Origin of the sequence: Streptomyces sp. SudanB5_2050, from assembly GCF_964272335.1 — a bacterium.
GTDB classification, from domain to species: Bacteria; Actinomycetota; Actinomycetes; order Streptomycetales; family Streptomycetaceae; genus Streptomyces; species Streptomyces rochei.
This window is the reverse complement of sequence record NZ_OZ186760.1, coordinates 2,821,581-2,835,703: the sequence shown is the minus strand read 5'-3', so window position 1 is coordinate 2,835,703 and position 14,123 is coordinate 2,821,581. Positions and strand designations below refer to the sequence as shown.

Sequence of the window (14,123 nt, the reverse complement as noted above, 5' to 3'; positions counted from 1 at the left end):
GCTAGCCGCGGCGGATGGTGATCGTCGTCCAGGCGCCGACGTGCACCCGGTCGCCGTCCTGGAGCGGCACCGGCACGAAGGGCTGGATCGGCTCCTCGCCGCCGTTGACCGTGGTGCCGTTGGTCGAGTTCTGGTCGACGACCGCCCAGTTCCCGTCCGGCTGCTGCACCAGCAGCGCGTGCTGGTGCGAGACGCCCGGGTCCTCCGGCGGCACGGCCAGGTCGATGTCCGGGGTGTCGCCGGTGGAGTGCCGGCGGCGGCCGATGGTGATCTGGTTGCCGGTGAGCGTGCGCTGCTGCTCGGGCGAGTACGCGGGCAGGTTCAGGCCCGCGGCCTCGGGGCCGGAGCGCTGCATCATCGCCATGAAGTACTCGCGGTCAGGGCCGATGGTCGCCGTCCACGTCGCCGGTCCCTGGGGGCGCTGGGGCTGCTGCGGGAAGCCGTAGCCGCCACCGCCGGGCGGGGGCGGCGGGGCCTGGGTCGCGCCCGGCTGGGGGTAGCCGTAGCCACCGCCCTGGGGCGCGCCGGGGCCGCCGGGTCCGCCCGGACCGCCGGGTCCACCCGGGCCGGCGGACGACGGCGGGGAGAGCACCCAGTCGTCGTCACCGCCGCCGAAGGACGGGCCGCCCTGCTGCGGCCGGCCGGTCTCCTGCGGGAAGGCGGGCGGAGCCGGGGGACCGGACTGCTGGTACGCCTGAGGAGCGCCCCCGGGTCCACCGGGACCACCCTGACCACCGGGACCACCCTGACCACCGGGGCCACCCGGTCCTCCCGGACCGGACGGGCCACCGGGGCCGGCCGGCGGCACGGGGCCGGGCGGCGGCGGGACCGGCCGCGACGGGTCGGCACCGAAGGAGGGCGGGGCGGGCGGACCGGACGGACCGCCGGGTCCGCCCGGGCCACCGGGCCCGAAGGGGCCGGAGGGGTTGCGGGGACCGCCCGGGCCACCCTGACCACCCGGACCGTCAGGGCCGCCGGAGTTGAAGGGACCACCGGGGCCACCGGGGCCACCCGGCCCACCGGGGCCGTTCGGGCCGCCGGGCCCGCCTGAACCGAAGGGACCACCGGGGCCACCCGGCCCGCCAGGCCCACCGGGACCGTTCGGACCACCAGGCGCACCGGGACCACCAGGCCCGCCCGGCCCACCGAAACCACCAGGACCGTTGGGCCCACCAGGACCACCAGGACCGTTCGGCCCACCAGGACCACCCGGACCGTTGGGTCCGCCAGGCCCACCAGGCCCACCAGGCCCACCAGGACGGCCGCCCGGCGCCCCGGGGCCCGTCGGGCCGTTGCCCGGGCCGCCCGGTCCCGACGGGTCGCCGCCGAAGGGCGGGCCCGGCGGGATCGGCTCCGCGGGACGGTTCATCTGGGACGGGCGCGAGCCCTGGTAGTCGTACGAGTCACCACCGCCGTACGACGGGCCGGACGGCGGCTGCGGGAAGCGCGGGCCCGGACCACCGGACGCCGGCGGGCGCGGGGCGGCCGGCGTGTACGAGGTGGCGGTGTTGGTGAGGAAGTTCCACCGGCACTCCTCGCAGAACGGCGCCCCGCCCTCACGCGGCGTACGGCACTGCGGGCACAGCTGCGGCTCGGCGCCCGGCCCACCGGGTCCACCGCCCGGCCCGCCCGGACCACCGGAAGGGCCACCGGGCCCGCCGCCCGGACCACCGGGAGCCGGCGGCGGGAAGCCGTAGCCCCCGCCGGGGGGCGGCGGCGGGGGAGGGGGCGGCACGGCACCGGCCATGCGGTGACCGCAGACCTCGCACCAGTCGTCGGAACCCGACTGGTGTCCGTTCGGGCAGGTCGGCATGTCGGTGCTTCCCCCTCTTGCGGGCTTGTTGGACCGTGTTGTCCTGCGTCACTTCTTTACACGAACAGTCTTCGTCGACCGAGTCTCGAGAGTCATCTCGTCGGCCTCCTCGACCTTCGCTTTGAGTCGCACAGTACCTGCCGCCGCGTCGACCACGTCCACCACCTTCGCAAGCAGTTTCGCGGTATCGGCGTTCCCCGAGGCCCCGGCGAGCTGAACCGCCCGGCCCAGTTTGGCCGTTGCTCCGTCGATGTCTCCCGCTTTGCGGAGATCGAGCCCCTGTTGGATGACCTGTGCCAGTTCGGCCTGCCCGGTGTAGTGGGCGACCTGGGGGTTGATCGACGTGGAGGCGGCCATGTCGTCGGTCCACACGGCGCGCACCAGACCCTGGGCGCCGAGGCTCTGGACGGTGCCCCCGGGCTCCGGGATGACCAGGGAGACACGGGCGGCGAGCATCTCCTGGCCGAGGTTCGCGGCCGGTACCTCCACGCAGACGTGGTAGTCGCGGGACTCGTCGCCCCAGGAACCGGTGGGGTAGTCCCCGGCGCGGGGGCCCGCCTCGGTGCGTCGGCCGGTCAGCTCCTCGACCGTCGGGGCGACCTGCTTGACGAACTTCACAGTGGTGCCGACCGGGGTCCACAGGCGCAGGGCGACGTCCGCGACCTCCTTGCCCATGGCCGTCTCCATCATCCGCGTGAAGTCGGCGGCGAGACCGGCCGGATCGGCGACGATGTCGGCGGTGCCGAGCAGGGCGGAGGCGATCCCTGTGACTTCTTTCACTTCCCAGTCGGTGCCCACGCCCCGGGCGTCACAGGTGAAACGCCCGGCGCAGGCGTCGAGCGCGGCCCTCAGGTCCTCGGCCGACTCGTGTTCGTTGCGGCCGTCGGTGAGCAGGATGCCGTGCCGGATGGCGACGTCCGCGGTGGCCAGCAGCCGGTCGGCCAGCCGCAGCCAGGTGCCGATGGCGGTGCCGCCGCCCGCGCTGAGCCGGCGCAGCGCCTGCTTGGCCTGCTCCCGGGTGGTGGCGTCGGCGACCGCGAGCCGCCCGCCGCCCGGGTACACCTCCGTGGCCACGTGGGTGCCGCCGATCACCGTGAAGTGCACGCCGTCGCGCAGGGTGTCGATCGCGGCGGCCGTCGCGTCGCGGGCGTTGCGCATCTTGGTCGGCGGGTAGTCCATCGAGCCCGAGCAGTCGACCATGACCGCCACCGCGGCCGACGGGCCCTGCCCCGGCGAGTACAGGTGGGGCGCGGCGACCGCGCTCCCGATCGTGCCGCCGCCGGTCGCGGTGACCGTCACGATGGCGTTGACCTCGCGGCCGCCCTCGGGCAGGTACTCGTTCTGGTAGACGTCCACCGAGAACTGCGGCACGTTCGACTTCGAGAAATTGGCCATGCCCGCTCGCATCCCCCTCTACGTCCCCACGGCGGTGGGGTGACGGCTGATGGCGCGGACCGCCCCCTGCGGCCCGCGGGACCGCCCCGCGCGCGTCCCTGCCCGGGGGGTCCTCAGGCCGATCCTGCCCCCTGCGGCGGTGCGGGGAACGGCACGAGGGCCACTGTTACGTTGTCGTGGCCCCCGCCGTCCAGGGCGTGGCCGACCAGAACGCGGGCGCTGTGCAGGGGCCGCGCGGCGGCGTCCAGGGGCACGGCCTCGGCCATCTCCTCGGCGGACTCGGCGTAGTTCCACAGGCCGTCCGTGCAGACCACGACCACCCCGGGGCGGTCCGGCTTGAACGACGCGGTGTGCGGCTCCAGTTCGTAGGCGTCCGCGCCGAGCCAGCCGGTGATGGCGTGGGCGCGTTCGTCGGCGTACGCCTCGGCCTCGCTCATCAGGCCCGCCGCCACCATCTGCGCGGCCCACGAGTCGTCCTCGGTGAGCCGGGCGGGCGGCGCGCTGCGGTCGACCGGCACCCAGTAGACGCGGCTGTCGCCGACCCAGCCGACGACCAGCAGGCCGGCGGTCACCACCGCGCCGACCAGGGTGCAGGCGGGCGCGTTCTGGTGCGGGGCCTGCTCGCGGGCCGTCTCCGGCTCCTCGGCCAGCGCGTTGACGGCGTGCGAGGCGGCGAGGATGGCGTCGTGCATGGCCTGCTGCGGATGGGTGCCGCGCGGCAGGGCGGCGAGCAGCGACTCACCGGCCGCCCTGGACGCGGCGAGTGACGCGTCGTCGGGGCGGGTGGCGCTGGAGACACCGTCGCAGACGATCGCCACGCTCGCGGGAGCCCCGTCGGGCAGGGCGGTGCAGCCGACGGAGAACGCGTCCTCGTTGCGGTGGTGGCGCAGGCCGCGGTCGCTCACCGCGGCGACCGGGCCGGACTCCTGCTCCATGTGGTCGCGTTCGCGGGGCTGGGCGTGCCCGCAGTTCTCGCAGTAGCCGTCGTCGTCGACCCGGCCCGCACGGCAGGCGACGCAGACCTTCTCGGAGGCGGCGGGCGCGGCCGGTGCGGGGGGCACGGCCGGCGCGGGGGGCGCGGCGGCCGAGCGGGGGTCGGGCGCCTGCAGCGGGTACTCGTCCGGTTCCCGCGGGTACGCGTCGGGCTCCCGGGGATACGCCTCCGGTTCCCGTCCGTCCTCCCGCCCGGTCTCCGGTCCGTGCACCGGCTCCTGCTCCGGCCCGGCCGGGTGGTCGAACCGCACGCCGGGCGCGGCCGGCCCGGGCGCGGCCGGTCCGGGGGCGGTCCTCGGCACGGGCGGGGCGCCCGACGGCATCGGGGGCGCGGCCGACGGCATCGGCGGCGCGGCCGGCGGGTGCGGGGGCAGCGGGGAGCCGCCCGAGTCGGTGCCCGGCACCTCGGCCGCCGCGTGCACGGGGGCGGGCCGGCCGAAGCCGTCCGAGTCCCGGGCCACGGGCCAGTCCACGCCGTCCGGCGCCGACGACGGCGGGGGCACCGCGCCGTTCAAGGCGATCGTCGGGCTGTCGTCGGGCCGTGCGGGCACGGCGGACAGGTCGTATCCGCACGCACCGCAGAAACGGTCACCCGACTCGAGGGGTTCCTCGCAGCTCGGGCACTTCGACACAGCGGCCTGCTGGGGCATCTGCGACATCAACTACACCCACGTCCGGGGGCGGTAACGATTGGCACGTTCCACCAGGTCGATCCTCTCCTCGCCGCCCTGCGCCAGCCGGGCCAGCGTGCGGTACGAACGCTCCAGACCGAAGCGCAGGCCGCGTTCGTCCAGGCCGCTGCCGAGCAGCGTCCGTCCCCCGGCGGCGGGAGGGACGGAACCCCGACCTCCGGAGAGTACCCAGTCCAGGGCGCAGCCGAGGACCTCGGCCGACAGCTGCTCGCGGCGCGCCGGGTCCAGACCGTACACGTCCAGCGCCTCCACCTGCCGCGCGGCGGCGGTCAGATCGTCGAGGAACGCCACGTCGCCCGCCGCCGCGGTGCGCCGCCGCAGCCGCGCCCGTACGGCCGCCACCCGCGCGCCGGTGCAGTGGATGGACGACTCCGGCACCGACTCCAACGTCCGTACGGCACCGGCCCGGTCGCCGCCCGCGAGCTGCACCCGGGCCAGCCCGAACGCCGCGCTGACGTGGCTGGGGTCGGAGGCCCACACCAGGCGGTAGTACTCGGCGGCGTTGTCGAGCTGCCCCAGCACCTCCGCGCACAGGCCGAGCGCCAGCTTGGGCGCGACCTCGCCCGGGAAGGCGTCGTAGATCGCGTCGAAGGCCAGCGCGGCGCCCTCGTGGTCGCCGGTCACCAACGCGGCCAGCCCCCGGTACCAGACCACCCGCCAGTCCTCCGGGCGCTCGCCCTCCAGCGTCTCCAGACCGGCCAGGGCACCGGGCGCGTCGCCGCTCTCCAGCCGGGCCCGCACCTCGCGCAGCCGCGTCTCGGTCGACGGCGCGGGCGCCGCGGCCAACGCGGTCAGCAACTCGGCCGGCGCGGAGGCCATCAGGCCCGCCAGGAAACCCGCGTTGGGGTCGGCGGCGTCGACCCGGGGCACCGGCAGGGCGAGGGCGGCGACGGGCGCGTCGACCGGCCTGACCAGCCCGTCGGGGGCGCCGACGGTGCCCCCGCCCGCGCCGACGGTGCTCACGGCGCCCGGCAGCCCGGCGCTCGCACCCGTACCGGCGGCCGGTACGACGCCGGTGCCGGCCGAGGGGCCGACGGCACCGGCTCCCGCACCGCCGGCCGCTCCCGCACCGCCGGCGGTGACGGCACCCGCCGCCGTACCGCCCGGCGCCCCGACCGCCGCGCTCGTCCCGCCCGGCAGCGCGGGCCCGCCGGCCGCGGTGCCCGGCGTACCGGCCGCCGCACCGGCGCCGCCGCGCCGTCCCCGGCGTACCGCCCGCGCCCCGAGCCGCGACACCTCACCGTCCAGCCGCGGGAACAACTCCGTGTCGGTCACCCGCACCTCCGGCCCGAACAGCGTGGAGACGGCGGGCCGGGCACGGCCCGACTGCACCGAGACGACTTCGCGCAGCACGCCCGTCAGCTGCTCCGCCATCTCCTGGGCCGAGGCGAACCGGCGGGCCGGATCGGGGTCGGTGGCCCGCACCAGCAGCCGGTAGAACGACTCGTAGCGCCGGAAGACGTCGATGGTGTCCGGGTCCGGCAACGAGTCGGCGTACACGTTCGTGTAGCCCTGGAAGTCGAAGGTCAGCACGGCGAGCGTCCGGCCGACCGTGTACAGGTCGGACGCCACCGACGGGCCGACGTCGGCGACTTCGGGCGCCTGGTAGCCCACCGTGCCGTAGATGGCCGACTCCTCGTCGTCCATCCGGCGCACCGCGCCCATGTCGATCAGCTTCAGCTGGTCCTCGGACTGGATGGCGTTGTCGACCTTGAAGTCGCAGTAGAGCAGATTGCGGCTGTGCAGGTGGCCCAGCGCCTCCAGCGCCTCGATGCCGTACGCGCACGCCTGCTCCACCGGCAGCGGGTCGCGCCGCCCCTCGGGGGTGCGCCGGCCGTTGGCGATCTCCTTCAGGGACTTGCCGCCCACGTACTCCATGACGATGTACCCGTCCAGCGAACCCGTCCGCTGGTCGAGGTGCTCGACGAAGTTGTAGATCCGCACGATGTTGGCGTGCTCGATCTCCGCGAGGAAGCGCCGCTCGGAGATGGCCGCCGCCATCGCGTCCTGGTCGCCGGTGTCCAGCAGGCCCTTGAGGACCACCCAGCGGTCCGAGACGGCCCTGTCGACGGCGAGGTAGATCCAGCCCAGCCCGCCGTGCGCCAGGCAGCCCACCACCTCGTACTGGCCGTGCACCACGTCCCCGGCCCGCAGCTTGGGCACGAACGAGTACGGGTGGCCGCACTTGGTGCAGAAGCCCTCCGTGCGGCCCGGCCGCTCCCCGCGTGCCCGGCCGACCGGCGCCCCGCAGTCCGAGCGGGAGCAGAACCGCTTGCGCTCCGGCACCTCGGGATCGTCCAGGACCATCGCGCGCGGGTCGGGGCGCGGGATCGCCGGGACCTCGACCAGGCCGGCGCCGAGCCGCCCCCGCGCCGAGGCACCGGCCCCCGAGCCCGAGCTGCGCACCGACACCGAGCGCCCGGTGGAGCGGCCCGACACCGAACGGGAGAGCCGCCCCGACACCGAACGCCGGGACTTCGAGGACTGCGACGACGTGCGCGAGCCGCGTCCGGTGGACCGGGAACCGCCGCTGCCCGTCGAGCCGCGCGAGCCCCGCCCGCCGCCGGTGACGCCGGTCGCCGGGGAGGCCACCATGCCGTTGGCGGCGACCACCGGAGCGAGACCGCACGTGTCGCAGTACAGCTCGCCGCCGCCGACGTCCTCGTAGGTCCCGCCGCAGCCGGGACGCTGACAGGTCCGCCCTGCCTCACTCATGACCCCGTCTCCCCCTCGTCGCTCACGTGCCCGGCCCCAGGCCCGACCGGTCCACCGGCCCGCCCTGGCCGGGCACCCGCGGGGCGGTACCGAGCAGTTCGGCCACCGCGTGCTGATAGCGCAGCACGGCCTGCTCGGCGACGCGCAGGTCGCAGGGCGCGCTCCACAGCATGCGGCGCGCCTTCTCGTACTTCTCGACCAGCTCGGGATCCTCGGCCAACCCCAGCCTGGCCGCCTTCGCCTTGTACGCGTCGAGCCGACCGCGCAGCTCCGCGCGGACCGCGAGCGGCGCGGTGACCGCCGTCAACGACTCGCGGGCGCGCAGCAGTTCGTCCTCGGCCTTCTCCTCCAGGGACTCCAGCAGCGGGGACAGCCGGTGCCACTGGGCGTGTCTGCGGTACTCGGCGGCCGCCGACAACTGCTCCTGGAGCACGGTCGGCGGTCCGCTGACCACCGGCACCTCCGTCGCCGCGATCTTCGCCAGCACCTCGCCGCGCGCGGTGCGGGCCTCGGCGAGCGTGCGGTCCGCGCGGGAGAGCACGTCCCGCAGCCGCACGATCCGCTGTTCCGCGTCCTGCCGCACGGCCAGCACGGCGTCGATCTCGCGGCGCACGTCCTCCAGGGCGCGCGCCTCCCGGTCGTAGACCGTGGTGTCCGGCCGGCCGCCGCCCGGTGCCGAACTGCCCTCGGCGGGCCGCCAGAACGCCAGCGGGTCGGAGACGACCTGCTCGCGCAACCTGGTCAGGGTGCGGGTGATCCGCTCCAGGTCGTCGCCGGCCGGGTGTTCGCCGGGGCGCACGCCCACGGAGTGCGCCAGCTCCCGGGTGCGCCTCAGCTCGGCGGCGAGTAAATCGATCCGTGCGGGCAGCGCCGACCAGACCGCGTCGGCGGCGACCACCATGTCCAGGGAGGTCGCGTAGAGCTGGTTCATCCGGTCCACCAGCGCCGCCAGCGAGTACCGCTCGCTCAGCCGCCCCGCGCCGCCGGCCGGGTCGGCTCCGCCGGCGACGGTGACCGACTCGCCGCGCAGCAGCTCGGTCAGCTCCACCAGGTCCTCGCGGCTGGACCAGCGGCGCCGGGTCCGGATCTCCCGCGCGGCACGCAGCGCGCCGGTGTAGGCGTCGAAGTAGCTCCACAGCAGCGTGATCGACGCCTCCGCGGCGGCCCAGCGCTCGGCGGTCACCCCGGTCAGTTCGGCGCCTTCGAGGAGTCTGCGGCCCGCGTGGTCCTGGAGGGCGAACAACGAGGTCTCGATCGCCTCGTGCTCCGCGCCGAGCCGCGCCAGCGCACGGTCCACCTCGTCCCGGTCCATCACCGGCCCGGTGGGTCCCGTGTCGCCCATCGATCACCTCTCGCTGTCGTGGACCTGTACGTGCTCTTGCCGTGGTGCGTCGGTCGTGCGGGTACGTCGCCGCGCCGGACCCTCAGTCCTCGCGCAGGTACTGCGGCGGGCTCGGCGGCTGCGACCCGGCCGGGTCGTCGCCCATGGTCTCGGCCAGCCACTCCTCGTACGAGTGCTGCCAGCCCCCGGCCTTGTCCGCCCGCCACTCCACGAGGATCTGATTCACCCGGCGTACCAGATCGTCGGCGTCCTTCTTCATCGCCACGCCGTAGTACTCCGTGGTGAAGGGATCTCCCTTCAGCTCGACCGTGGGGTCCTGGGCGGCCTGGCTCGCGGCCAGCGCGCCGTCGGTGACCACCGCGTCGACCTCGCCGAGCTGGAGCCGCACCAGGCAGTCCAGCTGGTTGGGCACCGTGGTGTCCAGGTCGACGCCGGCGGCCGGACCGCCGTCCCGCCGCTCCTGCTCCAGGGTGCTCAGCGCCGTCGAACCCGCGGCCGTGCAGACCCTCTTGCCGGCCAGCGTCTCGTCGTAGCCGGTGATGTCCGCGGCCTTGGGGGCCAGTACCTGCTGGCCGGTGCGGAAGTAGGGCGCGGAGAAGGCGACGTCCCGCAGACGGTCGCAGTTGATGGTCATGGTGCGGACCACCATGTCGACCCGGCCGTCCTGGATGGCGGGTATCCGCTGGTCGGTGGGGATCGCCTTGAACTGCACGGCGTCCGGGTCGCCGAGGATGTCCTCGGCGATGCGGTGCACCAGGTCGATGTCGAAGCCCTCCAGCTCGGCCTCACCGCCGCTGTTCGGGTCCCGGTAGCCCCAGCGGTAGCTGTTCTGGTCGACACCCACGACCAGCTTGCGCTTCTCGCCCTCGCGGCCCCGGATCTCGTCGATGGTGGGACCGTCCGCGCCGGACGGGGACAGTGTCTGCTTCTCCGGGTCCGCGCACTCCTCGGCGGCGCGCGCCTGGCTGCCGTGGGCGACACCGTGGCCGCCGACGCCCGTGCCGCCGCTCTCGCCGTGGGAGCGGACCACCGGCAGGAGCAGCGCGAAGAGCACGGCGAGGGCGCAGGCGAGGGCCATCGCTCCCACTCCGCCCCAGCCCTTCAGGCCGGCCCGCAGTCGTCGTGCGCGCATCCTCACGCCTCCTTTCACGGGTACCCCTTCCCGCCCGGCCGCCGGGCCGACCCCCCGCGTCACCGGTACTCCGAGAGCCTGCGGCCGATGCCCAGCAGGGCGCCGGCCGCGCCGAGGGCGGCGAGGACACCGGCGCCCTGCGGCAGGTGGTCCATCGCGTCCAGTCCGTCGCCCGCCGCCCGCCGGAACTCCCGCTCCTCGTGGGCGAGCGCGGTGGCGAGCGAGGCGTCCACGCCGTCGAAGCACTCCACGGTGGCGCCCTTGCCCCCGATCACCAGATCCAACGCCTGCTGGTAGTTGCCGTTCTCGTCCTGCTCGCGGGCCCTGGCGTGGCGCTTCTTCCACTCCGTCATGTTCCCGTCGGCCGCGGCGACCGGGCGCTCGCCGGCGTCGTCGTCGGCGAGCCGGGCCGCCTCGGCCAGCCCCTTGCCGAGCGCGTCCATGTTCTTCCCGAAGTCGAGGTCGTAGGCGTCGACCGTCTCCCCGCCGGCCTTCTTCGTCTCCGCGCCGCGCGCCACCAGCGTCAGGTTCTCGTTGCCCCGGGCCTTCAGGGAGGCGATGCGGGCGTCGTGCAGCACGTTGAGCGAGCGCACGCCGTGGTCGTAGGAGTCGCCGAGGTTCGACCGGGCCACACCGTGGCCGACGAGCAGCCAGAGCAGGACGACGGCGGTGCCGGCCGTGGCCGTGACCAGCCCGTGGTTGAGGACCCGGTTGGTACGCCGGTAGGTGCGGTGCTGCGCCCAGGCCAGGGCGGCGAGCGCGAGGACGCCGAGAGCGATGGCCGCCCACGGGGAGGACTCGGCGTCGCCGTAGTCGGCGTCCAGCCGCCGGTTCTCCGTCTTGTACAGGTCCTCCGCGGCGGGGAGCATCTCCTGCTGCATCTTCTCGTTGGCGTAGCGCAGGTAGGCGCCGCCGACCGGGAAGCCCTGCCGGTTGTAGGTGCGGGCGCGCTCGATGAGGCCCTTGTACTCGGGCAGCAGGCGGTTGAGCCTGCCGATGGTGTCGGCGGAGGGCGAGTCGGCGTCGGAGTTGGCGGCGGCCGTCACCAGCCCCTCGGCCGCCGTGCGGATGCCCTTCTCGTACCGCTCGCGGGACTCCTCGGTCTCCTGGCCGCCGGCGAGGAACCCGCTGGAGGCCGCGGTGTTGGCCTCCGCCAGGGAGCGGTAGATGTCGGCCGCGTCGGAGGTCAGCGGCTGGCTGCGGAACAGCACGTCGTCGGCGGCCGCGGACCGCTCGTGCATCTGCCAGGCGGCCACCGTGCCGAAGGCGACGACCAGCGCGGCGAGCAGCGCGCCGATGATCCGCAGCCGCCCCGGTTCGGTGACGGCGGCCGCGCGCAGCCGGTCCACGCCCTCGGCGAAGGCGGTGCGGCGGGGTGCCGCGGGCGGGGGAGGGGACGCGGGAGCGCCGCCGCCCCGCTGTCCGGGGACCGGCCGGGACGGAGACGGCGCGGCGGGCGGGGCGGGCACGCCCGTGCCCGGTGGCGGCGCCGCGCTGCCCTTCGGCGGTCGATTCACTGCTGACCTCCCCCATGGTCATCCGTCGCCGCAAGTATCGCTGCCCGCACCGTCATTCGCACCGGCCTTCACCCGATCTTGATCCGATCCGGGTGCAACGCACCACCCCTGCCCATGAATACGCCACCGGAACCGGTCCGGTTCCCCACCAGTTCCGGTGGCGTGCGCCGGCGCCGTGCGCGGGCGTACCTCAACCGGAGACGCGGGCGTACCTCAGTCGGAGAAGTGCGCCCGCGCCCGCGCGTACGCCTCGGGTGCCGCTCCCGTCCGGTCCAGCCCCAGCAGCACCGCGCCCAGCACGGGCCGTGCCGTCACCACCCGCGGCTCGGCCTCGGGGGCGCGGGCCGCGAGCAGTTCGCGTATCCGGTCGTCAAGAAGGGCGTGCCGGGCCGCCAGGACGCTGCCGCCGAGCAGTACCGGTGTCGGCTCGGCCAGCAGCTCCAGCCGGGTCAGCGCGACCGTGGCCATGGCGACCACCTCGTCGGCCTGCCGGTCGACGAGCGCCCGTGCGATCCGGTCGCCGCCCGCCGCCGTGGCGAAGAGCACCGGGGTCAGCTCGTGCCGCCGGGCGGGTTCGACGTGCCGCAGGTGCAGGGCCTCGACGAGGGCGTACATCGAGCCGAGCCCGAAGTGGGCGGGCAGCGTGCGCGCCAGCTCGGTGGGCTCCCCGCGGCCGTCCTCCGCCCGCGCCGCGTGCCACAGCGCCTCCTCGGCCAGCCCCCAGCCGCCGCCCCAGTCGCCGGACAGCCGCCCGACGGCGGGGAATCGGGCGGTGCGCCCGTCGGGGCGCATGCCGACGCAGTTCACGCCGGCCCCGCACACGACGGCGACCCCGCGCGGTTCGTCGACACCGGCCCGCAGGACCGCGAAGGTGTCGTTGCGCACCTCCACACTCGTGCCCCACCCCCGGGCGCGCAGCGCGGCGGCCAGCCGCTCCTCCTCCACCGGCAGATCGGCGTTGGCCAGGCACGCCGAGACATGGTCGACGGCGTCGGCACCGGCGGCGGCGAAGGCCCGGGCCACCGTGTCGGCCAGCGCGTCCACGGCCCGCTCGACGCCCACCGCGGGCGGCCGGAAGGCACCGCCGCGAGCCGTGGCCAGCACCTTCCCGTCCGCCGCCACCACGGCCACGTCGGTCTTGCTGTTCCCCGCGTCGACGGCGAGGACGCTCCCGTTCAGGCCCACGCCAGGTGCTCCCGGTTGTGTGCGATCAGCCGGTCGGCGAGCCGCTCGGCGTACGCGTACTGGCCGACGAGCGGATGGGCGAGCAGCGCCCGGAAGACCCGGTCCCGGCCGCCGCGCAGGGCCGCGTCCAGCGCCAGGTCCTCGTACGCCGTCACGCTCGCCATCAGCCCCGCGTACAGCGGGTCCACGTCCGCCACCGGCAGCGGGGAGGCACCCTCGGGGCCCACTGCCGCCGGGACCTCGATCACCGCGTCGTCGGGGAGGAAGGGCAGCGTGCCCCGGTTGAGGGTGTTCACCACCTGGTACGGGGAGCCCGCGCCGCCGAGCAGGGCGGCGGCGAGGTCGACGGCGGCCTCGGAGTAGTAGGCGCCGCCACGCTCGGCGAGCAGCGCGGGCTTCTCGTCCAGGGCCGGGTCGCCGTACATCTCCAGCAGTCGCCGCTCCATCTCCGCGACCTCGGCGGCCCGGGACGGCTTGGTGCGCAGCTCGTCGACGACCTCGTCGTGGGCGTAGTAGTAGCGCAGGTAGTAGGAGGGGACGACGCCCAGGCGGTCCAGCAGCGGGCGGGGCAGCCGGAGGTCGGCGGCGACCGCGTCCCCGTGCTCGGCCAGCAGCCGGGGCAGCACGTCCTCGCCCTCGGGGCCGCCGAGGCGGACGCCGGTCTCCCAGGTGAGGTGGTTGAGGCCGACGTGGTCGAGGTGGACGTCGGCGGGCGCCACCCCGAGCAGCGCGGCGAACTTGCGCTGCAGCCCGATCGCCACGTTGCACAGCCCGACCGCCCGGTGCCCGGCCCGGAGCAGGGCGCGGGTGACGATGCCGACCGGGTTGGTGAAGTCGATGATCCAGGCGTCCGGGTTGGCCCGCCGGACGCGCTCGGCGATGTCCAGCACCACCGGCACGGTGCGCAGCGCCTTGGCGAGGCCGCCCGCGCCGGTCGTCTCCTGGCCCACGCAGCCGCACTCCAGAGGCCAGGTCTCGTCCTGCTCACGGGCGGCCTGGCCGCCGACGCGCAACTGCAGCAGGACGGCGTCGGCGCCGTCGACGGCCGCGTCCAGGTCGTGGGTGGTGACGATCCGGCCGTCGTGCGCCTGCTTGGCGAAGATGCGGCGGGCGAGGCCGCCGACCAGTTCCAGCCGGTCCCCCGCGGGGTCGACCAGGACCAGTTCCCGCACTGGCAGCGTCTGCCGCAACCGGGCGAAGCCGTCGACGAGTTCGGGTGTGTAGGTCGAGCCGCCGCCGACCACGGTGAGTTTCATACGGAAGTCAACCCTTCACTGCACGAGGATCACGGGGCCGTGACCAGCACGGTCGCGGCCATGGTCAGGTTCCGGTCGGTGTG

At 75.4% G+C, this 14,123-nt stretch carries 9 protein-coding genes; all 9 read right to left on the bottom strand.

The annotated features are described in order from the left end of the window. Position 1: 1 nt before the first annotated feature. Positions 2-1,813 carry an FHA domain-containing protein gene (locus tag ACFZP7_RS12610; RefSeq protein WP_385634433.1) on the bottom strand — a complete coding sequence of 604 codons (1,812 nt, stop codon included), beginning with the start codon at positions 1,811-1,813 and terminating at the stop codon, positions 2-4. Positions 1,814-1,861: 48 nt separating this feature from the next. Continuing rightward, on the bottom strand, positions 1,862-3,208 hold the full coding sequence (locus ACFZP7_RS12605) for a VWA domain-containing protein (RefSeq protein ID WP_019325439.1): 1,347 nt from the start codon (positions 3,206-3,208) through the stop codon (positions 1,862-1,864). Positions 3,209-3,321: 113 nt separating this feature from the next. Then, entirely contained in the window at positions 3,322-4,860 is a 1,539-nt protein-coding gene (locus ACFZP7_RS12600) for a PP2C family serine/threonine-protein phosphatase (RefSeq protein WP_385634432.1), read from the bottom strand. Between the two features lie 3 nt (positions 4,861-4,863). Then, on the bottom strand, positions 4,864-7,608 hold the full coding sequence (locus tag ACFZP7_RS12595) for a tetratricopeptide repeat protein (protein WP_385634431.1): 2,745 nt from the start codon (positions 7,606-7,608) through the stop codon (positions 4,864-4,866). A 22-nt stretch (positions 7,609-7,630) separates the two neighbouring features. Beyond that, positions 7,631-8,950 (bottom strand): hypothetical protein, encoded by a 1,320-nt coding sequence (locus tag ACFZP7_RS12590; RefSeq protein WP_031014424.1) that lies wholly within the window; start codon positions 8,948-8,950, stop codon positions 7,631-7,633. A gap of 82 nt (positions 8,951-9,032) precedes the next feature. Continuing rightward, positions 9,033-10,082 (bottom strand): glutamate ABC transporter substrate-binding protein, encoded by a 1,050-nt coding sequence (locus ACFZP7_RS12585; protein WP_355514291.1) that lies wholly within the window; start codon positions 10,080-10,082, stop codon positions 9,033-9,035. 59 nt (positions 10,083-10,141) lie between these two features. Next, on the bottom strand, positions 10,142-11,599 hold the full coding sequence (locus ACFZP7_RS12580) for a hypothetical protein (RefSeq protein ID WP_371321355.1): 1,458 nt from the start codon (positions 11,597-11,599) through the stop codon (positions 10,142-10,144). A 213-nt stretch (positions 11,600-11,812) separates the two neighbouring features. After that, positions 11,813-12,784: an N-acetylglucosamine kinase gene (locus ACFZP7_RS12575; RefSeq protein ID WP_385634430.1), complete on the bottom strand. Its 972-nt coding sequence runs from the start codon at positions 12,782-12,784 to the stop codon at positions 11,813-11,815. After that, on the bottom strand, positions 12,775-14,040 hold the full coding sequence (locus tag ACFZP7_RS12570; protein ID WP_385634429.1) for a 6-phospho-beta-glucosidase: 1,266 nt from the start codon (positions 14,038-14,040) through the stop codon (positions 12,775-12,777). Before ACFZP7_RS12570 ends, ACFZP7_RS12575 begins: the two co-directional genes overlap by 10 nt. Positions 14,041-14,123: the final 83 nt, after the last annotated feature.

Coding starts and splice junctions, on each gene's coding strand:
- ACFZP7_RS12585 (WP_355514291.1), bottom strand. CDS start 10,082: ATGCGCGCACGACGACTGCGGGCCGGCCTGAAGGGCTGGGGCGGAGTG.
- ACFZP7_RS12610 (WP_385634433.1), bottom strand. CDS start 1,813: ATGCCGACCTGCCCGAACGGACACCAGTCGGGTTCCGACGACTGGTGC.
- ACFZP7_RS12590 (WP_031014424.1), bottom strand. CDS start 8,950: ATGGGCGACACGGGACCCACCGGGCCGGTGATGGACCGGGACGAGGTG.
- ACFZP7_RS12595 (WP_385634431.1), bottom strand. CDS start 7,608: ATGAGTGAGGCAGGGCGGACCTGTCAGCGTCCCGGCTGCGGCGGGACC.
- ACFZP7_RS12605 (WP_019325439.1), bottom strand. CDS start 3,208: ATGGCCAATTTCTCGAAGTCGAACGTGCCGCAGTTCTCGGTGGACGTC.
- ACFZP7_RS12600 (WP_385634432.1), bottom strand. CDS start 4,860: ATGTCGCAGATGCCCCAGCAGGCCGCTGTGTCGAAGTGCCCGAGCTGC.
- ACFZP7_RS12570 (WP_385634429.1), bottom strand. CDS start 14,040: ATGAAACTCACCGTGGTCGGCGGCGGCTCGACCTACACACCCGAACTC.